This window comes from Oxynema mangrovii CENA135, assembly GCF_016632315.1.
In the GTDB taxonomy this organism is placed as follows: domain Bacteria; phylum Cyanobacteriota; class Cyanobacteriia; order Cyanobacteriales; family Laspinemataceae; genus Oxynema; species Oxynema aestuarii.
The window spans coordinates 494,566-517,758 of sequence record NZ_JAEOXH010000001.1; the positions used below are offsets into that span (position 1 = coordinate 494,566).

The following is a 23,193-nucleotide window of genomic DNA, read 5'->3' on the forward strand; positions in this document are numbered from 1 at the left end:
GACTCGGGGAGATTCGCGTAAAAAAACGATAAAGCGCTGTAGGTAACCCTTGACGTTTTGCGCTGTGAGGCTTCAATGGAAAAGAACCCGCATTATTCCTAAGTTTTGCGATCGCACCAACCGTTCGAGTAGGAATTGCAGCGATGAAAAATTGGCTCAATCGATTCTTTCACTTTACCTTTTGGGCGTGGAACCTAACGTTTCTCGCCGTCGTCTACTTGGGGATTTTGCCGCCGATTGGCATTCCCTTAATCGAAGCGACGATCGACGGGTGGATTCCCCTCGGTTTTTCCCTCACTTTATTGGGAATTATCGCCATTGTGCCGATTTCTTGCGTTATTGGATTCAAATATTTACGAAAACAACCCCTCCAGTTAATGCGCTTCTTTTATGGAGTAGAAGCGCCGTTATTGCTGCTGGGATTCACGCGCTTATTTTTAATCCGACAACTGACCCCGGCGAGTAGTTTAGTCCTCGCCACGATTGCCGTGGCGATCGCCACCTTTGCGGCAGAATTAAAGTGGCGTTATAGCGAAGGCGATCGCCGTCTCAACGCGCTGCATCTCGGCTTTCACGCGATCGCCGGAATGGTCGGCACTTATGTCGGAATCCTCTTACTCTTTTACGCCGTTCCCCTCACCCTTTGGTTTGTCAAAGGCTTGGTCAGCTTGGAATGGCTGTGGATTCTCGGCGACATGTTACGCTACGCCTCCGCCGATGTTTTCTGGTGGTTACCGTTGATGTTTCTGCTGTTCGGCTTTAGCTGTACCTTATTTATTGCGATGCCGTCAGCATTTGCCAGTTTTTACATCTATTCCAGTTACCGCGTCTGGCGCCAATTTGGGGCGCAATACGGGCGCAACTGGGCATCGGTCGGCGCTGGCGCCGTCGTGACGGCAGGATTATTAATCTTTTTCGCCGCGCAGCAACAGCCGCAAATTCAGGCATTCGAGCAGTTGAAGACGCCGCCAAGCAGCGATCGCGATCGCCAAGAACTCCTCGACAACCGCGACCAATTACGCGCCGGACTGACCAACGCCTACCTCTCCTCTTACCGCTATTTAAGTACCACCGAGGAAAACAACCACATCGCGCTGATGTACCACCATTTGTTGGGCTGGAACGACGCGGCCTCCGGGTGGGTACAGCAGGCTTACAATCAAGTGATGGCACCGTTTTTGTATCGCGGATCGCGATCGGAAGACGAGAAAGCGGCGCAACGGTATGCCGAGTTTTTCGATACCTCGATCCAACAAGGAGAACGATCGCCGATCCTCGATGCGGTGAGATCGACCTACAGCCAAGACCAAGCCAAAGCGGGAGTTCTCAACGTCAATGAGGAACGAGTTTGGCTGGCGCAACAAGACGTTAACGTGACCGAACGCGGCGACTGGGCCGAGGTCGAAGTGCACGAAGTGTACGCGAATCAAACGAACTTGGATGAGGAAGTTTTTTATTCCTTCTCCTTACCGGAAAGTGCCGTGATTACGGGCTTGTGGCTGGGAAATACGGACGATCTCGACGATCGCTTCCGCTTCCAAATTTCCCCGCGAGGGGCCGCGCAGCAAGTATATAACGAGCAAGTGCAGCGACAGGTCGATCCGGCGTTACTCGAACAAGTCGGACCGCGCCACTATCGTTTACGCGCCTATCCGATCCCCAGAAAGCTCAGTTCTGAAGAAAAGCGCCAGGGAGAAGAACAGCCGCAACTGCACTTATGGTTGACCTATAAGGTGATGCGCGACGATCGCGGCTGGCCGATGCCCGATCTCGGCGAGAAACGGAATATTTTCTGGACTCACAAGACGCAACGGGTTTATAACGGCGAAACTGTCAAAGCGTCGGTCGAAGATTGGTTACCTGCTTTTGTCGCAGCCAGGAATTCCGCACCAGCGACGACCCATCAAAGTTCGGAGATCGCCGGATATCGCGTCACGGCGCAACCGTTGAGCGATACAGACGAGCAATTGCCGCAAAATCGGCGTTTTGCCGTGATTCTCGATCGCTCCTACAGTATGGGCGATCGCGCCGAGGCGATCGCGGAAACCTTCGCCTGGTTAAAACAAAATGGATTCGCCGATAACCAATTTGCCAATAACGACGCCGACTTATATCTGACGGGGTCACCCGGAGTGCAACCCCAGCGTCTCGACGATCTGAGTCGCTTCGATCTCGACGGGATCCAATTTTACGGATCGATCTCGTTCCAGCAAATGTTGCAGCAATTTGCCCAATTGCGCGCCGATACGCCCTATGACGGGATCTTGCTGGTCACCGACGAGGGGAGTTACGAGTTAGCAGAAGAGACCAAAGAGCTGCCGAAATTGTCGGCGCCGTTGTGGATGGTTCACTTAGGCGGTCTCCCCCGTGCTTACGACGATGGGACGGTGCAGAGTTTGCAACAAAGTCGCGGTGGGGTGGCGACAGATGTCGGATCGGTGTTGCGGCGTCTGGGCACTCAAGCGCAACTCGGGGACGACGCGATCGGAGCCTTTGACGGGTATATTTGGCGGGTTAGCCCCCTCGAAAATGCCGCCAATCTTGGCAATTCGCCAAAAAATGACGGATTTGAGGCGATCGCCGCCCGTCAAGTGATTCTGGCGATGACGGAAAATCTCGATCCGAAGGACTTGACCAATCTCGATGCGGTCCACGCGATCGCCAAACAGTACGAAATTGTCTCGCCGTACTCGTCGGCGATCGTCCTGGTCAACGACGCCCAACGGGACGCCCTCAAACGCGCCGAAGCGAAAGACGATCGCTTCGACCGCGAGGTAGAAGACGGACAGGAAACTTTATCGAAACCGCCGGATTTGATGGCATCTCCGGTTCCGGAACCCCATCAATATTTAGGGGCGATCGCGGCGATCGGCTTGTTAATCTTTTTCAAGCGTCAGTACCCTAAATCGTCCTAATTTCGACGACCTTATCAACTCGCCAAATCCCTTTAGGGACACGGCAATGCAGTGTCCCTACAACCCCTGAATTTGACGACAAGATTGAGGATGGCTATATATTGCTTCTTAACCCGCCTCGGCGGGTTATTTTTAGGTGCCCTTTTCCCGCAACCTTGAGCTACCTCACAGACAGTTTTAAAAAAATTTGTCACGATCGCAAGTGTAGCAAAGGCCACAAATAAGATGAGTACGACAACATTAAATTATCAAACTGCACCGGGTCATCAAGTGTTAGCGGCGGCGGGCAAAACGGTGTTAAGACCGGGAGGACGACGCGCTACCGAACAGTTATTGAATTGGGCAAATTTGCAGCAGGAACAGACTGTTTTAGAGTTAGCCGCCAGCTTCGGCGAAAGCGCGATCGCGATCGCCCGTCGGTTTGGAGTTCGGGTCGTTGGAATTGAAAAAAATCCCGATAGTGTCGCCAAAGCGCGCGCCAATATCGAAGCGGCGGGATTGAGCGATCGGATTGAAATCATCGAGGGCGATATTTTTAAACTCGACGAGATCGATCGTCAGTTTGACTGCATTTTTGCCGAAGCGATTTTAACCATGCAGTCGCAACCGGGAAAAGAGAAAATGGCACGCTTATTACAAGCGAAACTCAAACCCGACGGTCAACTCCTTTCCCACGAAATGCTCGCTCGCGCGGATGAACAACAGCTACATAAAAACCTCGCACAAATTATTCGCGTCAGTTCCCAACCCCTTTTCCAAGATCGTTGGCGCAGTCTATGGGAAACCGTAGGATTGCAAATCAAAAATCTTGATACTGGGGCGTTAGAAATGCTCACTTTGCCACAACTCATCCGCGATGAAGGATTAGGGCAGACTATTCGCATCGCCCGTAATATTTTAGCCAACCCAGCATTACGAAATCGAGTGTTTCAAATGCGGAAAACTTTTCTGAAATACCACGATGACTTAGGTTATATTGTTTTGCAAGTCATACGACCTGAATAAGCTTTTTGCTGTTATTTGCTTTCAATTTTGAGAATTGTAAAACCATCAAACATAGAGGTTCTATTATGAATGCGATCGCTCCATCAAACCGTTGTTTTAACAGCAACTTTACTGAGTTAATCGAATATCCACAAGACGGCGTACTCAGTAAAGTGTTACTCAAAGATGACAACTGTCAGTACAGTTTATTTTGTCTGGCTGCGGAAACGGATATTTCCGAACATACTTCCAGCCGCAATGCGTCGATTGTCGTCCTCGAAGGTCGCGGAATTTTAACCTTGGAAGGCGAAGACATTCAACTCGAACCGGGGGTGTTTGTCTTTATGACTGCTCACGCTCCTCATGCACTGAAAGCGCAAGACAATTTAGCTTTTCTACTGACTCTTTCGGAAACAAAATAGTAGAAAAAGTAGAAAAATCGTAATTCAAATTATCGACGATCGCGGTTGGGGGAGATTCCCACCGCGATTTTTTAGTGGCTGGAATACCTGTAATCACCTTAAAATGACCTGACAAAGAGATAGCGATCGCCCGTTTTCAGATAATGGGTGGCGAAAACTGAGCTATCTCATAGTCAGGGCGATCGTTTTCGCCAATAATCACAATATCTACCAACACTCAAGTTAGAAAATGTTACAAACTTTCCGCGATCGCCTCGATGTTTCCGAAACTCAATTAGAGTATTGGCTGACCCTTTCCCTCGACGAGTTTTTAGCCTTACCGGAATCGCAGACTTTATTGGGCAGTTTGGATGTAGAATTACTCAAAGAAACCCTACCGACTGCCGGACAGACGTTAGCCAAACAATTGCCGCCATTTTATGGGTGGTTGAAGAACGAGTTAAAACTCAAACGAGTGCCCGACAGTCCGGACCATACGATTAAATGGACGATTGGATTTCTCAATAACCAAGAAAGTTTGCAGCGTTTGGTCGAGTTACACCGTCCGGTTCCCCTTCCGGCGTTAGAAGCGTCGATTCCCCGCTTGGTGGGGACCTTTGACGCCGTAGAGGACGATCGCGTGCGTCAAGAATGGCAAAAGGCGATTTCGGCGTTATGCTTGGTACTGGCGATCGCGGCGCGATCGGAAAATAGGGAAGCCAGTTAATCTCAAAAGCGGGCAGCGGGAATCGAACCCGCATCAATAGCTTGGAAGGCTATGGTTTTACCACTAAACTATGCCCGCGCCAGTCACGTAAAACTCATATTAACATAAGTTTTGCAGGGCGCAATACCCCGGCTCAAAGTGGATCGAGTTTGAGATAGAGATCGAGCAAGCTCGCCACGGGCCGATCGCCCATCTCGGCGGGCTGAAACTCCCAGGTTTCCAAAATTTGGCGGGCGAGGTCGTTGTAAGACGGGCTGAGATGTTCCGGGTAAACGGCAATGAGCTGGGGGTTGCCGTTGGGAGCGACGAGAACGCTTAAAATCAGTAATTGTTCGTCCTGACGCTGTTGCGATCGCGGATAGGCGAGGTCGGGAAATTCGATTTGTTGCGCCGACACGGTGGCGGGGAGGTCGGGAACGTCGCGCCCGTAGTTGGCAAGTTTAGCATTGACGAGGGTGGCGATCGCCCCACGTCGAGGGACGGGAGACGGTTGAGGGTTAGGGGGTTGAGCGGAAGAGTCCGGAGTCGATTCGACTGAGGGGCGATCGCCGTCCGCCGCCAACGGGAGGTCTTCCGAAGATAGTGACGGCGAGGGGATCGTCGCCAATTCTCCCACGGGCCAATCCCGTAACACGTCGATCGCCAACGCCGTAGTAGTTGCGGCGAGCAAGAGGGCGAACCCCCACGAGGAACGGGTGCGATCGCGCCGAAAAGACAGTCGGGAGGGTTTCACGGAACGGTCGAGAAACATAAATCCGTCAACTCAACAGAAACAACAAGCTTGACGCACCCCGACCCCATTAACCGGGTGTCTCTAGTGTGACCCGAACGGCACGATCCTGACTAGGGGGAGAAGAGTAGGGAGCGATCGCCCGTCGCTTTCGCGTAAAATCAAACAGCGATCGCTATTCCTGAAACAAATTACCGATGAACCGTCCTCCCCTACCGACGATCGAATTTCTGCAAACCCCCACCTCTCCCGCTTGGGTCGAGCAAGCGATCGCCCATCTCGACACGATCTTGCTCGATCATTCCCACTGCGAACGCAAAGCCGCCGGAGTGGCGTTAAACTTGATGTTTCGCTATCCGTCCAATAGCGAATTAGTGCGCGCCCTCACGAGCATAGCCCGCGAAGAATTAGAACATTTTGAACTCGTCAACCAGCACCTCGAACGGCGGGGAATCGCCCTCGGACCCCTTTCGTCGCCCCCTTACGCCGCCGGACTCAAAGCCCAAATTCGCCCGCAAGAACCCGATCGCCTTTTAGACTCCCTCCTGGTCGCCGGGGCGATCGAAGCCCGCAGTCACGAGCGTTTGGGCTTACTCGCCAGCCACTGTCCCGAACCGGAATTGGCGAAATTCTATCGGAGTTTGATGGCGTCGGAAGCGCGCCATTACGGCACCTATTGGATTCTGGCGACGACTTACTTCGATCGCGATCGCGTCACCGCCCGGTTGAACGAACTGGCTGTCGTCGAAAGTGAGTTACTTTCAACTTTACATCCCGAGCCGCGCATTCACAGTTAAGTATATATAAGTTTTGTTCGTCCCGAAATCTGCATCACCTCATGCATTCAGTTCACCCACTTGGGTGAAAACAAAGCCGATGAGAAAGCTGACAATGTAGGGGAAGACCGCGCGCGAGCAAAATTGCGCTTACAATCTTGCCCTGAGACACCCAATCGCGATCGCACAAACCGGAGCACGGAACGCGGCCATCATGGCGAGCTAGGGGGGTCGCTCCAGAGGATTAGATCGTGTCGAACGAGCGAGAGACCGCAGCCTGACGAGGACAGAACCGTGAAGATGCAACTGAGTTCCCATCCCAAAGGATTTCGAGGCAAACCCCACAAACGCCAAAGCCAACAAACTTTATCTCATGCCAAACTCTTGCAAGGGATTGCCCAAGCCAATTATCAACTGCTCAGCATCGACGATCGCGAGCGGGCGATCGACAGTGCCTTACAAATTTTAGGCACCGCGACCCAAGTCGATCGCGTCTACCTGTTAGAAGCGCACCCCCATCCGGAAACCGAACAAAGCTGCATGACCCAACGTTTCGGGTGGGTGCGTCCGTGTCTGCGGTCCGAACTGAGCGCCTGTCTCGTCGAAAACCTGACCATGGAAACCGAGCAGTTGCGAGAGTGGTACGATCGCCTAAGCTGCGGTCAGCCGATCGCCGCCACCCTCGAAAACCTCAGCGCCAGTACCCGAGAGCTGTTCGAGCGCGATCGCACCCAATCGATGCTGTTAGTCCCGATTCGCATTCGCGGCGACTTCTGGGGGGCGATCGGCTTTGACGACTGTCACCACTGTCGCCAGTGGACCGACGAAGAAATAGCCGTATTAATTACCATGGCTGCCAGTATCGGCAGTTTGTTAGAACGAGAACGAGCCCATCAAAAAATCTCTAAACTACAAAATCATTACGATCGCTGCCTGCAGCAAATTGCCGCCAACGTTCCCGGTTTCATCTATCAATTTATCCAACATGCCGACGGCTCTCAAGCCGTCATTTACGCCAGCAACGGTTCGCGAGAACTGTTCGAGTTAGAACCGGAACAAATCCAAGCCGATTTTCACGCTCTCACCGACGCCATCCATCCCGACGATCGCCCCAGTTACCTCGAATCCGTCGCTCGATCCGCCGAAACCTTAGAACCCTGGCACTGGGAAGGGCGCTTACTCACCCCAAAGGGTATCCTGAAATGGGTCAAAGGAATCGCCCGAGCCAGAAAAGAGGGCGATAATATTATTTGGGATGGCTTGGTGATGGATATCAGCGATCGCGCCTTCGCTCAAGAGCAGCTACGCGCCAGTGAAGAACGCTTGCAAAGCTTTTTCAATGCCACCTTTGAAGCGGTCTTCTTCCATCAAAACGGGATCCTCGTCGATCTCAATCCCGCCGCCGAAGCCTTATTCGGCTATTCGGCGCACGAACTGATCGGGCGATCGGTCTTGCAACTGACTCCCCCCGAAGGGCAAGCACTCATCCGCGAACGACTGCGATCGCCCTCCGACGAGCCCTTCGAGGCGATCGGCTTGAAAAAAGACGGCACCGTTTTTCCCTGCGAAGTGCGCGCCAAAGACATCACCTACCGGGGACAACCCGCGCGAGTCGTCAGCTTGCGCGATCTGGCCGAGTTGAAGCGATCTCTCGCCGCCGTCAAAGCCAGCGAAGCCAAAAATCGGGCCTTACTCAACGCCATTCCCGATTTAATGTTTCGCTTTAGCATCGATGGGGTTTATCTCGACTTTAAAGCCGAAAAAGATAGCGATCTCGCCGCCCCTCCCAATCAAATTATCGGCAGAACAGTTTACGACTTAATCCCGAAATGGGTCGCCGACTTATTTATCAAAAACGTTAAAATAGCCATCGAAACCGGGGAAACCCAAAGTTTTGAATATTATTTATGGCATCGCAACCCCGACGGAAGCCAACAGCGACGGGATTGGGAAGCGCGCCTGGCCCTGTGCGGCGATCGCGAAGTGATGGCGATCGTGCGCGACATCAGCGATCGCAAATCGTCCGAACAAGTCCGCAACCAGCTCATCGCCTCCCTGCAACAAGCACGCGATCGCCTCAAAGCCGCGATCGATGCCGTCCCCGGATCCGTCTCCTGGATTGCCTCCGACTACACCTATCTCGGCGTTAACGAATCCCTCGCGAGCAGTTTTGGCCTCTCCCCGGAAGAATTCGTCGGCCAAAAAGTCGGATTTATCAACGGTTTTATCGATCCCAACGGCGAATTTCCCGAATTCGTGCGCGAATTTTTTACCAGCGACGTCCAGCAAGCCTCCCGGGAAATTACCAGCCCTCACGGGTCGAACGGCCCCAAACATTATCTGATCGTCGCCCAGAAATACCAACGGGGACAAGCGGCGATCTTTGTCGGGATCGACATTACCGAACGCCAGCGCATGGAAGAAGCCTTGCGCGTCTCCGAAGATAAATTTTCCAAAGCGTTTCGTTCCTCTCCCGACTCGATCGCGATCTCCTCCCTCGCCGACGGACGCTATCTCGAAGTCAACGACAGTTGTCTGCGGATCTTCGGCTACGAACGCGAAGAGCTCATCGGTCGCTGTCCTTGCGAACTCAAGATCTGGGTGGATCCCGAGGCGCGATCGCGCCTACTCGAACGCCTGCAACGGGAAGGCGGCATTTATAACGAAGAAGTCGAACTGCGCAGCAAATCGGGAGAAATCCGTATCGGTTTGCTCTCCGCCGAACCGATCCAACTCGGAGACGAAGCCTGCATGTTGACCGTCACCAACGACATCACCGAACGCAAGCGCGCCGAAGCGCAATTACGGGAAAAAGAAGAGCAATATCGGCAAATTTTCGAGGCAACCAGCGATGCATTGATGATTAACGACCCGGAAACCGGAAAGGTCGTCGAAGTCAATCCCGCCTGCTGTCACATGCACGGCTATACTTACGAAGAATTCATCGGGATGCACCCGAAAGATTACGTCTATCCCGAGAACTATCATTTATTTGAGGAATTTCGCGAAAACGTACAAGCGGGAGGCAGTCAGTTCTTCCAACGGGCCAAAGCCCGACGCAAAGACGGCAGCACGTTTTACGTCGATGTCCTCGGGACCAGTTTTACCTATCGCGGCAAACCGCACTTGTTAGGAGTGGGTAGGGACGTGACCTCTCAGGTGCTTTACGAACAAAAACTACGGGCGGCGGCGGAACGGGAACACTTGCTCGGAGAAATTGCGATCCGCATCCGGCGATCGCTCGATCTGGGTCAAATCCTCAAGACGGCAGTCGATGAAGTGCGCCATTTTTTACAAGCGGACCGGGTGTTCATCACCCATTTAGACGGCAAATCCGACGGTACGGTCGTGGCGGAATCCGTCGCCGACGAACGCCAATCGGTACTCGGCTATACGGTCGAACGGGAACTGTACGATCGCGAAATCGTCTCTTTTTTCGACCGCCGCACCGTCCGGGCGATCGACGATACGACCCAGATCTCGGTGTCGCCGTCGATGGATCGCTATTTTCAAGAGTTCGAGATTAAAGCGAGTTTGGCGGTGAGAATTTTAGTAGACGATCGCCTGTTCGGTTTGTTGGTGGTCAATCAATGCGATCGCACCCGCCATTGGGAGTCTTCGGAAAAGGAATTTCTCGAACGCCTCGCGACCCAGTTGGCGATCGCCATGCAACAAGCTCAACTCTACCAACAATTGGCCGCTCTCAATGCCAATTTGGAACGACAAGTCGAGGAACGGACCTGCGAATTGCAACAAGCGGTCACCGAACTGCAAGAACTGCACAAACTCAAAGATTTATTTCTGCACGCCGTCACCCACGATTTGCGCACCCCGGTCATGGGGACGTTGTTGTTAGTCAAGAACTTATTGCAAAGCCAAAGCGAGCAAAATACTATTTCCGTGGGGCGATCGGTTCTCGAACGCACGATCCAAGGGTGCAATCGCCAGTTACACTTGATCGATTCTCTCTTAGAAGTGCATTCGAGTGAAGTACGCGGCACGATCTTACATTGCGAACGGCTGCGGATTGCCTCGTTGGTACGATCGCTCGTCGTCGAATTACAACCCTTACTCGATAAAAATCAAGCGACCCTCACCAACACGATCCCCGAAGATTTACCCGAGCTCGAAGGCGACCCGTCCCAACTGTGGCGAGTCTGGGAAAATTTAATCGTCAATGCGTTAAACCACAATCCTCCCGGGATTGAGTTAACTTTAAACGCCACTTTCAATCGAGTTAACGGCAACCGATCCGAGATTCGCTGCACGATCGCCGATAATGGGGTGGGAATGCAGCCGGAACAATGCGAAAACTTATTTGAATTGTACGCCCGAGGCGATCGCGCCCGTCAGTCTACCGGAATCGGTTTGGGGCTGTATTTGTGCCGCCAAATTATTAACGCCCACGGCGGCGAAATCGGCGCGATCGCCCGTCCCGGAGACGGCGCGACCTTCTGGTTTACCTTACCCCTCGTTCGCCCGTCCTCGCCCTAATTTCGCCATTTCCGCAGGCGATCGAACGCCATCTGACGCCAGTTTAACGGCAAAAAAGATAAGCCCAATCCCAGCCACGCTTTGGCGGGTGAATGGGCTTTGGCTTGCCAAACGTGCTGGCGTCCTTCTCGGGTTTTTCCCGCTTCAATTTCTCGCAATCCTAACAGTAACTGGGTTTCGATCGCCCGGGCTTTGCGAACGGCTTCTAAAGGGGGCGCATCGAAATGATACCGTTCTAAATACCTTAATTTATCTCGTAAATACGGCAAAGCCCGATTCAGTCCTTCCTGTTCGGCGTGGACGCGATATTCCATTAACAATTCCGGTAAATAATACCCTTGTTTGCCCGCCAGCGCCAATCGGACAAACAAATCGTTATCTTCGCAATTTTGCAATCCCGGCAACATAAACCCGACCGCTTCTAACGCCGATCGCCGGAAGAGGGTGGCGCCGATTTGAAAACTTTGCTTCACAAACACGACTTCTAATAAATTATCGACGATTCCCGCCCCTAATTCGCTGCGTCCCCACTGTCGAGAATTGCGTTGGGTGCGATCGCGATCGCGTCGGTTGTGAATGTCGATAATCCAATGATCTGTTCCTACAAAGTCTACGGCAGAATTTTTATCTAAAATGGCGACCGTTCGCTTGAGAAAGTCCGAAGTGAGGCGATCGTCGTCGTCAAATTTGATAAAATAATCCCCGATTGCCGCTTCAAAACCCGATCGCATATTATTGCTTTTACCGATATTGCGATCGTGACGGATATAACGCACTCTCGGATCGCTCAGCTTTGCCATCAATTCCGGCGTGTCGTCCGTAGAACCATCATCGCAAACCAATAGTTCAAAGTCGCTATAAGTTTGCCGTAAAACACTTTCGATCGCTTGAGGAAGCAGTTCGACTCGATTGTAAGTAGGAATACAAACACTAACTTTCGGCATTGAGAAGTAGAGAAAATCGGATAAGTTTTAGGATTACAAAGATTGATGAGAATAGTCAAGCATTGCTGGGGGCGATCGGGTTAGTTTTTGTTGCTTAAACATTTAAGCTGCATGACTCAAGCCAGTGATTTTCTTAAACCCATGATTCAAATCATTAAAAATAGTTTTTCAGTAGTACAGTCCTCCTGTCCGCTTTGTTGCTCTCGGACAAAACAAAGAAATAGCTTATCGCATTCCTGATTCAACTGTATTTAGGAATAATTCGATCGCCGGATTCACTAAAATTGAATCCGTACATGTTTAGAAGATTAAGTTAAAAACAAACTTAATTTTAGGCGCATATTAGATTACACTCCAATTGCAGCTTTTTCCTTGATGAGGGTACTTTGTAATAACTTTTTGCGGATTTTTTGGAGTTTTTTGCTGATTTGATAAGCCAGCTCGATCGCGGGGGGCGGCGTTTTGAGCTCTTTAGGTTTAGCCTCCGGATGTTTGAGAAACCGATAGTGTAGAAAAACATCTTGATGGGGGATATTTAAATTTTCCCCCTTACTCAAGCGATTGAAATAGATCGAGGGATAATTCATGTAATGGATGCGGTGAATGGGCTTTAATCCTTGTTCGTTGTAAAGGATATTGTCGATATTGACAAACGGATCGGAATCCGCACAGTTTCCCGTGCGTTCGTAAGGGTTGTCACTTAAAGTAAAGTTAAACACCGAGCGATCGCGCGGTAAAGTCAAATAACAAAATAAAAATGCATCGTCCCACCATCCGCGTCCGTTAATCCACTCAATTTCGCCGCCGTCAATCAAGCGTGTTTTTAATTGCGCGATCGCCGCCGCATCAAATAAACCGCGTTTCGAGGCAAAAAAACTGCCGCAGTGAAGTTTGGGACGAATTTCTGCTTCCGTATAGCGTCCATTCTTTTCGATCAGGGGAATATTTAAAGCTGCGACAGGAGTGGGTTTTTGATGTTCCCAATCGTCAAAGACAAAATCCCACCGATCTAAACGTTCAAAAACCCGATCTAAGGGTTTCATCGCCAGACTGTCGCAATCGTAATAGACGAAGCGATCGAAATCGCCCTCAAAAGCGGCCAATCTTCGTTGTAGATTTCCACCGTACCAGTCCGAATGAGACTGATGTTTTTGAGCGACAGAATGGGCCGCCCAAATATCGCGTGCAAATTCATCCCAACGCCGCATCGCTTCCCAATTCTCGAATAAACTAAGCTGGGGGCGAAATTGAATTTCTTTTTGAATCAGTTCGAGTCGGTCGTTATAGGGAATAACGCAAATGGGAAGATCGGGAGAGACATTAGCTTCAATACTATTAACCAAGGCCACGAATTGATCGTAAACGACATCATTGGCCAAGATGTAGACACCGGATGATGGCATAGAATGACTCCTGTAGGGGATAACCTCCCGCGATCGCAACAAGGTTGACGGGGGACGATCGGGTTCAATTCGGGGAGGAAAAGGGGAAGGGTTGGACGATCGCCTTGCCGACCCTTGATTCTATTGTCGCTCTTGTCGTTAAAAAAATGGTATCAGTGGGAGAAAGAATCGCTCGCGATCGCCTGTCCGTTAGTTGGGGGGTGAACCCTGAATGAAAATTCTAATGATTTCTGCGACCTTTCCCTATCCACCGTCGCGGGGGGGAACTCAGGTCAGAACATTTAATTTCATGAAATATTTAAGTCAGAAACATGCAGTGACTCTGGTCACACAAAGCGGCGAAGAGGTCGGCGATTGCGAAATCGAGCAATTGCGCGGTTGTGTGTCTGAATTGCGGGTGTTCCGGCGTCCGAAAAACTCGCCGGAAAATCGGCTCAAACTCTTTAAGAAACTGCAACGTTTTGGACGTTTTATTCAAACGGGAATTCCACCGAGTGTTTTATCCTCTTATTCGATCGAAATGCAAGAGGCGATCGACGCTTACGCCAGCGATCGCTCCTATGACGTGGTAACCTGCGAGCATAGCGTCAACGAAATTTACGTGCGACCGGAATGGTGCGATCGCCTGCCGACAGTCGCCAACATCCACAGTTCGATTTACGGAACCTACCGCCAGCAAGTCGAAACCTCCACCTCGGAAAAACCATTGCGCGATCGCGTCCAACTCCCCCTGATCCGTCGCTACGAACGAGGGTACTGTCGCAAATTTTCCGCCTTGGTCGTCACCACCGAGGACGACGCCCGCCAATTTCGGGAATTCGGCACCGAGGCGCGCCTCGAAATCATTGCCAATGGGGTCGATTTTGACGAATTTACCCCGCGAGAACGGGATCCCGGGGGCTATCGGATTGTCTTTATCGGCGCGATGGATAACTTACCGAATATCGACGCCGCGCGCTTCTTCGCCTTAGAAGTCCTCCCGTTAGTCCAAATCCGCTATCCCGAGACCACTTTCGAGATTGCCGGGGCCCGTCCGGTTCCGTCGGTGTTGGAATTGCAAAACCTGCGCGGGGTCACGGTGACGGGGACCGTTCCCGCGATCGCCGATTACCTCCATCAAGCCACGGTGTGCGTGGTTCCCATGCGAACGGGATACGGAATTAAAAATAAGACCTTACAGGCGATGGCGGCGGGCACTCCGGTGGTGGCGAGCGATCGCGGTTTGGAAGGCTTGAAAGTCGAGGGTTCCGAGGTTCCCTTGCGTGCGTTGCGCGCCAATCAAGTTAACGAATATGTCTACGCCATCGGTCGCCTGTTCGAGGATCGCCGTTTGCGAGAGCAACTTTCGCGTCAGGGGCGCAAAATGGTGGAACGGGAGTATAACTGGGAAATTTTAGGCAGACGTTACGAGCAACTCCTGCTAGAGTTAGTGGAGTCTCGCCCCTAAAAACCGCGCGAATCGTAATTTTTCCCCTACAATGGCGACAACCCGGAGAATCTAACCCTCAACTTCCCGCAGATTCCCAGGAGTGGCCCGCGATCGCCCCCAAAACGCCAAACCTCTTAAAACGCTAAACTCTAAAATCTTCCAGCCGTTTTTGCGCGCCGATTGAGTCTCGAATGAATCACAACCTTCGCCATCGATCCAGACCGTCTCCAGCTTCCCGACCCCTACCGCGTCGGTCTAGACCGCCTCTGAGTACCGATCGCCGCGAGAGAACGACCCAACCAAAGCGCCGCCGTCCCCCAGAACCCCGGCAACCCTGGCAGCCCTTTGTCGGGGCGATCGCCGCCTTTTGTGGTGGAACCGCCGTTCTCGTTATCGGTTTGTCGATTAGCGTGCGCTTGATTGTAGACCCGCAATCGGTGGCGTGGTTGCAACCGTTCCTTCCGGCGTGGAGTCAAGTTCCGATCGCCACCAAAGAACCGCCGCAAACCCTCAGTCAAATCGAAGCGGCGATCGCCGAATCCGGCTTGATTCCCGGGGAAATTCTCCCTTTGGATCGACCCGCGCGCACGAACCCAGATACCGAAAATCCCGGCTTTCTGGGGCGATCGCGCGCCCCCGTCCGCAACGGGATCTTACTCCCCGTCCTCGAATCTGTTTCCTGTCCCGAGAACGGCGCCAAAGCCGACTGTCAGAAATTTGTCGCCCTTCGCATGTACCAGCCCGTTTTCAACAGCAGCGAACCGGATAGCAAACAAATTTCCTATCAACTGATGGCGGAACTGACCGTCGCCGGGCCGGAAAAATCATTTGCGATCGCCTCTCTCGACGAAAATGCGATCGCGGATGAGGGCGCTAACGAAGTTTTAGCCCTCACCGAACTCAAATCCTTTGAGGGCACCGTTCCCGATAACGGCCTTTGGTTTAATTTAGTCGGAGAACGCCAGATCGGCGATCGCAACGTCACTTACGGACAAATCATCCACTACAACCCGATTTCAGCCCATTTCAGCATGATGCTGCAGTGGAACAGTCCCGGCGGTCACTTCCCGGTTTGGGAAAACGTCACCGGGGACGCCGAAGCAGAGTTAATGGTCGATCGCGGCGTCGGAATGGAACCGCAATTGAGCATTTACCAACTCACCCCGGTCGAGTTTTTCCTCAATCCCATTCAACTCGACGAAATCTCCTTGCGCGAACCCGCCTTATCCGCCCAAGGGTATAAAGATGCCCTCTTACTGGCGAACAATGGTCTGTGGACCCCCGCATGGCAGTTAATGGAAGCCATCAAGCGCGATCGCCTCACCCCGGAAGATTGGCCCGCCACCGCCCAAGCCCAACTCGACTTAATTCGCTACCACGCCACGATCGCCCAAAAACAAGCCCGTGCGGACTGGCCGAACCCGACGGACAAAATTCGCATCGCCTTGCTCGATGGCGCCTGGAAACAGGCGTTAGACCTCTCAGAAAGCCAATTCAAGCAGGGCGATCGTCTCTCGTCCTTGCTCGAAGACCCACGGCAGCGTCTCTGGCAGCGCGTCGAAACCGCCGTCCGGGTCAACCCCGCCCAAACCGAAGCGAAAATTTGGGGAACCCTGTTAGTCGCCGCCCGCGAAGGCGAAGCTGCCGGGATCTCCTGGTTTGACGCCCAACCCCAAGCCACGCCAGAATCCCGCGATCGTGCCTTGCAAGTATTGGAGTTATACGGCAAAGCCGCCGCCTATGCCGAAAATCTGCGCGATCACCGCAGTCAACTGTTCGGCAGCGCCACGGTTCTCAATACGGCCCAACCCGGGGAATGGCTCAAGCCCGCCAATACCGCCAGTTTGGAACTTCTTCCCGGCGAAATCTGGTATCGAATTCGCTTGAGGGGTTTTCACGATTCCCTCGGCTGGCGTCAGACCCCCTTTACCGACCTTCCCAGGGTCAACCCCAGCACCTTGGAAACCCTCTGGCAAGAATTGGGCTTGCATACCGATCCGGATGTGGTGGTAGCCCTGTGGGGAAGCAACGGCGAACAGCAAAGCACGATCGCGACGGTGAAAGCCGTGCAAGCGAAGGATGGGGAACTGACCCTGCTAGCCGCAGGTTCGCCCCTCTCCAGTATGGACACGGGACGAGGAAGCGGGCCAAATGCCCTGGCGTTTAGCAGTTCGGTCCTCGAATGGCGATCGCCCCAAACCCAAACCCTCGCCCAACTTTACCAAAGCGATCCGGAATGGGTGCGAACTTTATTACCCACCTTATGGGTCGAGTTGCAATCCGCCGGACAGTTGCCCCCACAAGCAGTTCCCAGCCTCGAACAAATGCTCAAACAACTCGGCGGCTGGTTGGTTCAGTCGATCGACTTGACCGCCAACGGCTGGCCCGAGGCCGTATTTACCCTGCGATCGGATGCGTTGCTCCCCTCGTCAACGGTCTCTGGAACCGGGGTGACTCCTTACCGAACCCGCACGATCGTTTTCGACGATAAAGGCACGTTGATTTACAGCGAACTGACCACCGCCGCCCAACAAGCGGTCACCGGGATTGCCGAGGTCGCCCGAGGCGGATTGGCTTTAGTGGTCGAAAGTCCCGACGGCTACACGTTACAGCGTTGGTCGTCCAGCCGGGAACGCTTCGAGTTCTAACGCGGCGGCAATACGGACCGCCACCAGGCGCGTAGGAATAGCCAGACTGGAAATTGGTAGTATTCGATCGCAAATCCGGCCACGATCGCCCCGTGAACGGCTAAGGTCAGTCCGACCCAAACATCGGGCAACCAGGCGAGACGACTCCCGGGAAGCGGCGGGAATAAGTGCGCCCCCAGCCACACGATCGTCGGTGGAAGCAGGCAAAAGGCGATCGCCAGCAGGATTAAGCCCCATCCAAATTCGCTCCCTTGCTGTTGTACTCCCTGCCATCCGCGACCGTTCCAATACCAACTCCGAGGTTGGGCGTTATCCGCTAATTGCAATTGATGGCGATCGAAGTTCGCCGTAAAGATGCGATCGCAAAAGTTACAGGAGAATGCCTCCATCATCACCATTTGCGACAGTTCCCCGTAACGACACACGGGACAACGGTAAACACCTTTAGGACTGAAGGGAATCGGACCGGGAGACGGATGAGACATGAGGAATTTTAGATTTTAGATGATTTTAGATTTTAGATTTTAGATGTTGGATGTTGGATGTTGGACTTTATCGCTTTTCCGATCCTCATTAGAGCTTTTAGAGACTGTTTATAAAATAAACATTAACAGCCTGGTTTGAACGGAGGCGATCGTCAGAACCTCAAATGACAGATGGCTGTCATCGGGTTAGCCCAATCCTCTCGATAGTCTATGGTGCATTGTAGGGGTTTGGTTGCCAAACCCTAGACAAGTAGGGGTTTGGTAACCAAACCCCTACTAGATTTTTCTATGTTTTCTTTATAAACGGTCTCTTAGGGCGCACAATTTTTCGCCCCTATACCAAGAAACCGGGCGATCGCCTTCTGAGAAATGCGCGATCGCCCGGTTTCTTGGCTTAAACCCTTGCCGTCGGATTACTGACGGGCGTGATATTCCTTAAACGAGATATAGCCGCGTTCCGGATCGTACAAATGACAGACATCGGTAATTTCTTTCATCAACTTCCACGAAAAGCGACTTTCTTTGAGAGAATCTCCCCACTTTTCTCGTAAAACTTGATGAGCTTTGCGCAAGTTATACGACGGAATCGCCGTAGACAAGTGATGGGGAACGTGGACGTTGATATCGTGGCAGAGAAATTCCACCCAACGAGGATAATCGCAGTGAACGGTTCCGCAGAGTTGAGCTTTCGCTTCATTCCAACGATCCGGCGTCGCAAAGGCAATATCCGGGGTGGTGTGGTGGACGATCGTAAAAGTACTCATCCAGAAGTGGTACACCAACCAAGGCAGCAGCCAGAACTTGACGAAACCCCAGACGCCGAGCGTTGCGAACATGACTGGGAAGGCGATCGCCGCCGAAACGATGACCAGTAAGGCGGAAAAGCGCACCTGTTCCCGTTGTTTGCCTTCAAAACGCCACCAGTCAAAGTGCAGAAAGGCCCAGTGCGTGACCGAACCAATCCACCAAAAGCGACCGCGTAACCGTCGGTAGAAGAAGCGGATTCCGGCGCTACGGTTGTCGTAGCCTTCTTGTTCCCAAGGTTCCCAAGCGTTATCCTCACCAATTTTATTGGTGTGCTTGTGGTGATGGTTGTGACCGATGCGCCAGCCGTGAAAGGGAAAAATTAAGGGCAGCATCATGACGTGCCCGACTAAATCGTTTACCCATTTCCGGTTCGCAAAGGAACGATGACCGCAATCGTGGCCGATCACAAAAAAACCGGTCAACGCCGTCCCGGTAAAAATCCACATTAGAGGTAATAAGTACCAGGGAGAAATCGCCAATCCCCAGTAACCCAAGCCAACCATCAAGACACTAACAAAAACTTTCGTCCACGCTTTACGCCGATTTTTAATAAAAATCTCTTTTGGCAGGGTTTGCAAAATATCTCTCAGGCGTAAGTCTTCTTTGAGCGATGTTGATGTCAAATCCTGAGACTTCTGTAATGTCGATGCTGTCATGAATAAATCAATTTTCTCCAGTTCACACTCGTTTCCGTACCGCGATCGCGGCACATTAAAAGCCCGCCAATTACGGGCTAATCGCAGGCTTTCGATCTCGTTCGGACGCTGCCGTCGTTCCCAGTGGGCGATCGCCCAGGGTCTGCGTTCGCTTAGCGACTCCAAAGGAGTCAGCAGAATCGCGCGATCGCGTTCGTACTGGAATTACGGCGGTCGTCTTACCTTCGAGTATTTTACTCGGCTCCGTTTATCCTAACCCCTAATTTCTCTAACGAACCATCGCAGATTCACGAATTTTTGAGAAAATCCCATCCGCGTCGGGCGATCGTCGAGGTCGGGGCGAATCAACATTGATGTTTATTGTGCCGTTAAAAGCTACATCTGTCCATAACTCTAAAAAAGACTAACGATAAGCTCCGGTCGGGGGCGATCGCCTGGGAAGGTGACCGGGACTTGCGAGCTGCATCTGCATAAGAGACGATCCCCTCATTCCCTCCCGGACAGCAAGGGAACGGAGCGAAGAACAATTTTGACCGAGAACCCGTCATTAAAAAAGAGCCTCACGACAGTTGCGGCGTGACGATTAAATTAGATTTGATTCTCTGGGACTGACACAGTTCGCGCGGCCAATTCTCGTGATAGTCGCGCTTGAAACATTTTTGATTTTGATACGTTAGGGTTATTTTTTCCTGGCTTTTACTCGTTGGAACTGTAAGGCGATCGCGTCTCGTCGGCGATCGTCGTGCCTTCCCTAATTACTGTTACCAAAAGGGGACTCGATCCCTTGTCATTCCTATTTTCGACAGAACAGGAGTTTGATTCATGTTAAAGTTTATCCAGCAAAAATCCTGGATAGAATTCCTGGCCTTTTTTTTAGGAACTTTAGGTTTATTACTCTGGCTTGCTCCAGTGACGCTCGCGAGCGTTTTAGACTTTTTAAAAGTTTTTAGTATCGCGGCGGGAGTTTTCCTCGCTCAGCGTTTCCGAGAAATTACCGTTATGGAAATTGTCGGATTTCTACTCGTCGTTGGCGCTGCTATTTTGGCAGCAATTCGCTTCTACTACCGACTGCGAACGACGCCCCGTTATATCGGCGTCCACTGTCCCCGTTGTGGCAGCAAATTACGCCGGAAACATCGCACGTCCCGCGATTTCCTCATCGATCGCTTTTTACCGGTTTACCGCTATCGCTGTTGTAACCGAGAATGCGGTTGGGAAGGGTTGCGCGTCAAGGCTCTGGAGGATGGAGTCGCCTTGAAATCGCGATCGCGCGACTAGGGGCGATCGCGATTTTGTCGTCCCATTGCTAAACTCGATCCGTCCTAATCGCACTGGGAGCGATCCTGTTGCCGAAGCGTCTGCAGTTGCTGAAACAAGGTTTCCGCTTCCGCTTGCAAGTGAAGGAATTTGACTTGTTGATCTGCCGCATATTGGGACTTGAGCCGTTCGAGCAGGCGATCGCTTTCACTCAGTCCGGGGTCAGCGTTGGGTCGGGTCGTTACAACAGTGGGCATTCGTCCTTAGCTAGTTATTTTTACTTAATTCAGGGGCAATCGCCATTTTATTATGTCTGGCGACAAAAAAAGCAGCGAATGTAGCAATTTTTTCCCATCGGGCGATCGCGATCGGCTTCCAAGCTAGCGCATTTCGGTGTCCTGGGGCGATCGATCCCGACCGTCGAGAAAAACAATCCACAAGGTAAACTGAAAAATAGACTAAATGTCCGTTCAAATTCAAACAGTTTAACCAAGGTGACCCTTAGTTTTTCTCCCGCCGACTCCGACTCTCCCGGTACCGTCCGCACTCAGGCCAACTCCAACGTTGCAGCAGGCTGGCCCGGTCTGATCGAAACCTATCGCTCCTATCTCCCCGTTAGCGAAAGCACCCCGGTCGTCACACTCCAAGAAGGAAATACCCCTCTCATTCCCGTCCCGTCCATTGCCGAGATCGTCGGTAAAGGCGTGCGCGTTTTCGTGAAATACGACGGTCTCAACCCCACGGGTAGCTTCAAAGACCGGGGCATGACCATGGCGATTTCCAAAGCCAAAGAAGAAGGCGCCCGCGCCGTGATTTGCGCCAGTACGGGCAACACGTCCGCTTCCGCCGCCGCCTACGCCCGCCGGGGAGGAATGCGAGCCTTCGTGCTGATTCCCGACGGCTATGTCGCCTTGGGGAAATTAGCCCAAGCCTTACTCTACGGCGCCGAAGTTTTGGCGATTAAAGGCAATTTCGATCGCGCCCTCGAAATCGTTCGGGAAATGGCCGAACGCTATCCCGTAACCTTGGTCAATTCCGTCAACCCTTACCGTCTCGAAGGCCAAAAAACCGGAGCGTTTGAAGTGGTAGACGTTCTCGGCAATGCCCCCGATTGGCTGTGCATTCCCGTGGGCAATGCAGGCAATATCAGCGCTTACTGGATGGGCTTTTGCCAGTACCACCAAGCCGGGAAATGCGATCGCCTCCCCCGGATGATGGGCTTCCAAGCCGCCGGAGCTGCGCCCTTAGTCAACGGCGCCCCGGTGACTCACCCAGAAACGATCGCCACCGCCATCCGCATTGGCAATCCCGCCAGTTGGGATAAAGCCACGGCTGCCGCACAAGCCAGCCAGGGCGGGTTTAAAGCCGTCACCGACGACGAAATCCTCGACGCCTACCGTCTGCTCGCCTCCAGAGAAGGCATTTTTTGCGAACCCGCCTCCGCCGCCTCCGTCGCGGGATTACTGCAAGTGAAAGACCAAGTCCCCGCCGGGGCGACGGTCGTCTGCGTCTTGACCGGAAACGGGTTGAAAGATCCCGATACCGCCATCAAACATAGCGACAGCCAGTTTACCCAAGGCATCGAACCCGATCCGGCAGAAATTGCCAAAATTATCGGATTTTAGATGAATTTTAAATCTCAAAATCCCTGTAGGGCGGTCATTTTGGCCGCCTATTTTTTATAAGAAAATTTAGTTTTTGTGAAAACTTGCACGTAAATCGAGGCGATCGCCTCCCCCTAATCCGTCTCGGGCGTCCCCGTCTGAGAAGCCGCCGGACTGTTAAAATTCGCCAATTGCAACGTTTGCGCCTTCGCGCGATCGACCGAACCCGTTTTTTTCAACAATTCCACCGTATCGCCAAGAGCGCAAGTTAACGTCTCTCGGGTCTTTTCGTGAGCGGTCTTTTCCGCTTCCAACGCTTCGCGAAGCGCTTCGAGTTCCTGACGGTCTTCTTCCCGTGCGCCCCACAGTTCCACCAATTTTCCCGTTAATTCCTCCCGCGACAACCCCGCCAACTCAGATTCCCAATTTGATAACGCATTCGGATCGTCGTGGCGCCTTGCTTTCCTTTGCTCCACCTGCTCGATTTGCAAACGCTGCGCCTCAATCGTCTCTCGGTTGAGCTTCGTTTCCGTGCGGCGTTGTTGCGCTTCCGTATTGTACAGTTGCCGCCAGCGATCGCTACTCGCATGGGCCGCGTCGAGTTCGCTTTGCAAGCGCGCAACTTCTTGTTTTAAGGCGTTGATTTCACTCAACCACTGGGATACATCTTGGCTCATGGGGAATAGATAGAAGGTAAAAGGGAATTAGGGAATCGGGAATCGGGAAGAAGCAAAGCTCAGGAGGTAGAAACTCGGTGGTGCGGGCATCTTGTCCGCTTAAAGAACATGGGCCTGTTGCCCGCCTGAGAAGATATTTATCATCAATGCTATAGGAATGGGGAAGCGTCCTCAATCCTCATCCTCGAACCTTTCGCTTCCGGACTCCCGACTTCCTGCGCCTCCTTCTAAAATCTAAAATATAACAATAGATTTC

The 23,193-nt window shown here is 52.4% G+C and carries 17 protein-coding genes and 1 tRNA gene; 10 read left to right on the forward strand and 8 right to left on the reverse strand.

Annotated features, from left to right (window positions below; genetic code table 11):
• Positions 1-143 precede the first annotated feature (143 nt).
• The 4 genes from JJD41_RS01965 (at position 144) to JJD41_RS01980 (ending at position 5,027) form a co-directional block, all read left to right on the forward strand.
• A complete protein-coding gene (locus JJD41_RS01965; protein WP_200664474.1) occupies positions 144-2,915 on the forward strand; it encodes a TIGR02921 family PEP-CTERM protein in 2,772 nt (923 codons plus the stop codon).
• Between the two features lie 225 nt (positions 2,916-3,140).
• Complete coding sequence (locus JJD41_RS01970) at positions 3,141-3,920, forward strand: SAM-dependent methyltransferase (protein ID WP_200664475.1); 780 nt, start codon at positions 3,141-3,143, stop codon at positions 3,918-3,920.
• 65 nt (positions 3,921-3,985) lie between these two features.
• Positions 3,986-4,321 carry a cupin domain-containing protein gene (locus JJD41_RS01975; protein ID WP_200664476.1) on the forward strand — a complete coding sequence of 112 codons (336 nt, stop codon included), beginning with the start codon at positions 3,986-3,988 and terminating at the stop codon, positions 4,319-4,321.
• A gap of 229 nt (positions 4,322-4,550) precedes the next feature.
• A complete protein-coding gene (locus tag JJD41_RS01980; RefSeq protein WP_200664477.1) occupies positions 4,551-5,027 on the forward strand; it encodes a hypothetical protein in 477 nt (158 codons plus the stop codon).
• Between the two features lie 7 nt (positions 5,028-5,034).
• Here JJD41_RS01980 and JJD41_RS01985 read toward each other — a convergent pair.
• Together JJD41_RS01985 and JJD41_RS01990 are read right to left on the reverse strand one after the other, a co-directional pair.
• Positions 5,035-5,105: transfer RNA gene (locus tag JJD41_RS01985), tRNA-Gly, on the reverse strand.
• A 55-nt stretch (positions 5,106-5,160) separates the two neighbouring features.
• Positions 5,161-5,778 (reverse strand): hypothetical protein, encoded by a 618-nt coding sequence (locus JJD41_RS01990; protein ID WP_200664478.1) that lies wholly within the window; start codon positions 5,776-5,778, stop codon positions 5,161-5,163.
• 176 nt (positions 5,779-5,954) lie between these two features.
• On the opposite strand from JJD41_RS01990, the gene JJD41_RS01995 reads away from it, so the two are divergent.
• Positions 5,955-6,554 carry a MiaE family protein gene (locus JJD41_RS01995; protein WP_200664479.1) on the forward strand — a complete coding sequence of 200 codons (600 nt, stop codon included), beginning with the start codon at positions 5,955-5,957 and terminating at the stop codon, positions 6,552-6,554.
• Positions 6,555-6,833: 279 nt separating this feature from the next.
• Positions 6,834-11,027 carry a PAS domain S-box protein gene (locus JJD41_RS02000; RefSeq protein WP_234488469.1) on the forward strand — a complete coding sequence of 1,398 codons (4,194 nt, stop codon included), beginning with the start codon at positions 6,834-6,836 and terminating at the stop codon, positions 11,025-11,027.
• Here JJD41_RS02000 and JJD41_RS02005 read toward each other — a convergent pair.
• Both JJD41_RS02005 and JJD41_RS02010 read right to left on the reverse strand, forming a co-directional pair.
• The gene (locus JJD41_RS02005) at positions 11,024-11,971 is read right to left on the reverse strand and encodes a glycosyltransferase family 2 protein (RefSeq protein ID WP_200664481.1); all 948 of its coding nucleotides are present in this window, start codon (positions 11,969-11,971) and stop codon (positions 11,024-11,026) included. The two genes, JJD41_RS02000 and JJD41_RS02005, sit on opposite strands and share 4 nt — an antisense overlap.
• Before the next feature lie 347 nt (positions 11,972-12,318).
• Entirely contained in the window at positions 12,319-13,374 is a 1,056-nt protein-coding gene (locus JJD41_RS02010) for an Npun_R2821/Npun_R2822 family protein (protein WP_200664482.1), read from the reverse strand.
• A 223-nt stretch (positions 13,375-13,597) separates the two neighbouring features.
• Here JJD41_RS02010 and JJD41_RS02015 point away from each other — a divergent pair, with 223 nt between their 5' ends.
• Positions 13,598-14,821, forward strand: coding sequence for a glycosyltransferase family 4 protein (locus tag JJD41_RS02015; RefSeq protein WP_459543057.1), 1,224 nt, complete (start codon positions 13,598-13,600; stop codon positions 14,819-14,821).
• Positions 14,822-14,994: 173 nt separating this feature from the next.
• Positions 14,995-17,451 (forward strand): hypothetical protein, encoded by a 2,457-nt coding sequence (locus JJD41_RS02020; protein ID WP_200664484.1) that lies wholly within the window; start codon positions 14,995-14,997, stop codon positions 17,449-17,451.
• Here JJD41_RS02020 and JJD41_RS02025 read toward each other — a convergent pair.
• Together JJD41_RS02025 and JJD41_RS02030 are read right to left on the reverse strand one after the other, a co-directional pair.
• Entirely contained in the window at positions 17,448-17,936 is a 489-nt protein-coding gene (locus JJD41_RS02025; RefSeq protein ID WP_200664485.1) for a hypothetical protein, read from the reverse strand. The genes JJD41_RS02020 and JJD41_RS02025 overlap by 4 nt on opposite strands.
• 413 nt (positions 17,937-18,349) lie before the next feature.
• A complete protein-coding gene (locus JJD41_RS02030; RefSeq protein ID WP_200667001.1) occupies positions 18,350-19,399 on the reverse strand; it encodes a fatty acid desaturase in 1,050 nt (349 codons plus the stop codon).
• Positions 19,400-20,221: 822 nt separating this feature from the next.
• Between JJD41_RS02030 and JJD41_RS02035 the strand changes: the two genes are divergently transcribed.
• Complete coding sequence (locus JJD41_RS02035; protein WP_200664486.1) at positions 20,222-20,677, forward strand: hypothetical protein; 456 nt, start codon at positions 20,222-20,224, stop codon at positions 20,675-20,677.
• Positions 20,678-20,721: 44 nt separating this feature from the next.
• On the opposite strand, the gene JJD41_RS02040 is transcribed toward JJD41_RS02035, so the two are convergent.
• On the reverse strand, positions 20,722-20,913 hold the full coding sequence (locus JJD41_RS02040) for a hypothetical protein (protein ID WP_200667357.1): 192 nt from the start codon (positions 20,911-20,913) through the stop codon (positions 20,722-20,724).
• 327 nt (positions 20,914-21,240) lie between these two features.
• On the opposite strand from JJD41_RS02040, the gene thrC reads away from it, so the two are divergent.
• Positions 21,241-22,281: a threonine synthase gene (gene thrC, locus JJD41_RS02045; RefSeq protein WP_234488663.1), complete on the forward strand. Its 1,041-nt coding sequence runs from the start codon at positions 21,241-21,243 to the stop codon at positions 22,279-22,281.
• Positions 22,282-22,394: 113 nt separating this feature from the next.
• On the opposite strand, the gene JJD41_RS02050 is transcribed toward thrC, so the two are convergent.
• On the reverse strand, positions 22,395-22,937 hold the full coding sequence (locus tag JJD41_RS02050; RefSeq protein WP_200664488.1) for a hypothetical protein: 543 nt from the start codon (positions 22,935-22,937) through the stop codon (positions 22,395-22,397).
• Between the last annotated feature and the right edge of the window lie 256 nt (positions 22,938-23,193).

What these genes read in the sequence shown, in the direction of transcription:
- JJD41_RS02025 (WP_200664485.1), bottom strand. Translation starts at nt 17,936, where the DNA reads ATGTCTCATCCGTCTCCCGGTCCGATTCCCTTCAGTCCTAAAGGTGTT.
- JJD41_RS01980 (WP_200664477.1), top strand. Translation starts at nt 4,551, where the DNA reads ATGTTACAAACTTTCCGCGATCGCCTCGATGTTTCCGAAACTCAATTA.
- JJD41_RS02010 (WP_200664482.1), bottom strand. Translation starts at nt 13,374, where the DNA reads ATGCCATCATCCGGTGTCTACATCTTGGCCAATGATGTCGTTTACGAT.
- JJD41_RS02020 (WP_200664484.1), top strand. Translation starts at nt 14,995, where the DNA reads ATGAATCACAACCTTCGCCATCGATCCAGACCGTCTCCAGCTTCCCGA.
- JJD41_RS01975 (WP_200664476.1), top strand. Translation starts at nt 3,986, where the DNA reads ATGAATGCGATCGCTCCATCAAACCGTTGTTTTAACAGCAACTTTACT.
- JJD41_RS02040 (WP_200667357.1), bottom strand. Translation starts at nt 20,913, where the DNA reads ATGCCCACTGTTGTAACGACCCGACCCAACGCTGACCCCGGACTGAGT.
- JJD41_RS02050 (WP_200664488.1), bottom strand. Translation starts at nt 22,937, where the DNA reads ATGAGCCAAGATGTATCCCAGTGGTTGAGTGAAATCAACGCCTTAAAA.
- JJD41_RS01995 (WP_200664479.1), top strand. Translation starts at nt 5,955, where the DNA reads ATGAACCGTCCTCCCCTACCGACGATCGAATTTCTGCAAACCCCCACC.
- JJD41_RS01970 (WP_200664475.1), top strand. Translation starts at nt 3,141, where the DNA reads ATGAGTACGACAACATTAAATTATCAAACTGCACCGGGTCATCAAGTG.
- JJD41_RS01965 (WP_200664474.1), top strand. Translation starts at nt 144, where the DNA reads ATGAAAAATTGGCTCAATCGATTCTTTCACTTTACCTTTTGGGCGTGG.
- JJD41_RS02035 (WP_200664486.1), top strand. Translation starts at nt 20,222, where the DNA reads ATGTTAAAGTTTATCCAGCAAAAATCCTGGATAGAATTCCTGGCCTTT.
- JJD41_RS02030 (WP_200667001.1), bottom strand. Translation starts at nt 19,399, where the DNA reads ATGACAGCATCGACATTACAGAAGTCTCAGGATTTGACATCAACATCG.
- JJD41_RS02000 (WP_234488469.1), top strand. Translation starts at nt 6,834, where the DNA reads ATGCAACTGAGTTCCCATCCCAAAGGATTTCGAGGCAAACCCCACAAA.
- JJD41_RS02005 (WP_200664481.1), bottom strand. Translation starts at nt 11,971, where the DNA reads ATGCCGAAAGTTAGTGTTTGTATTCCTACTTACAATCGAGTCGAACTG.
- JJD41_RS02015 (WP_459543057.1), top strand. Translation starts at nt 13,598, where the DNA reads ATGATTTCTGCGACCTTTCCCTATCCACCGTCGCGGGGGGGAACTCAG.
- JJD41_RS01990 (WP_200664478.1), bottom strand. Translation starts at nt 5,778, where the DNA reads ATGTTTCTCGACCGTTCCGTGAAACCCTCCCGACTGTCTTTTCGGCGC.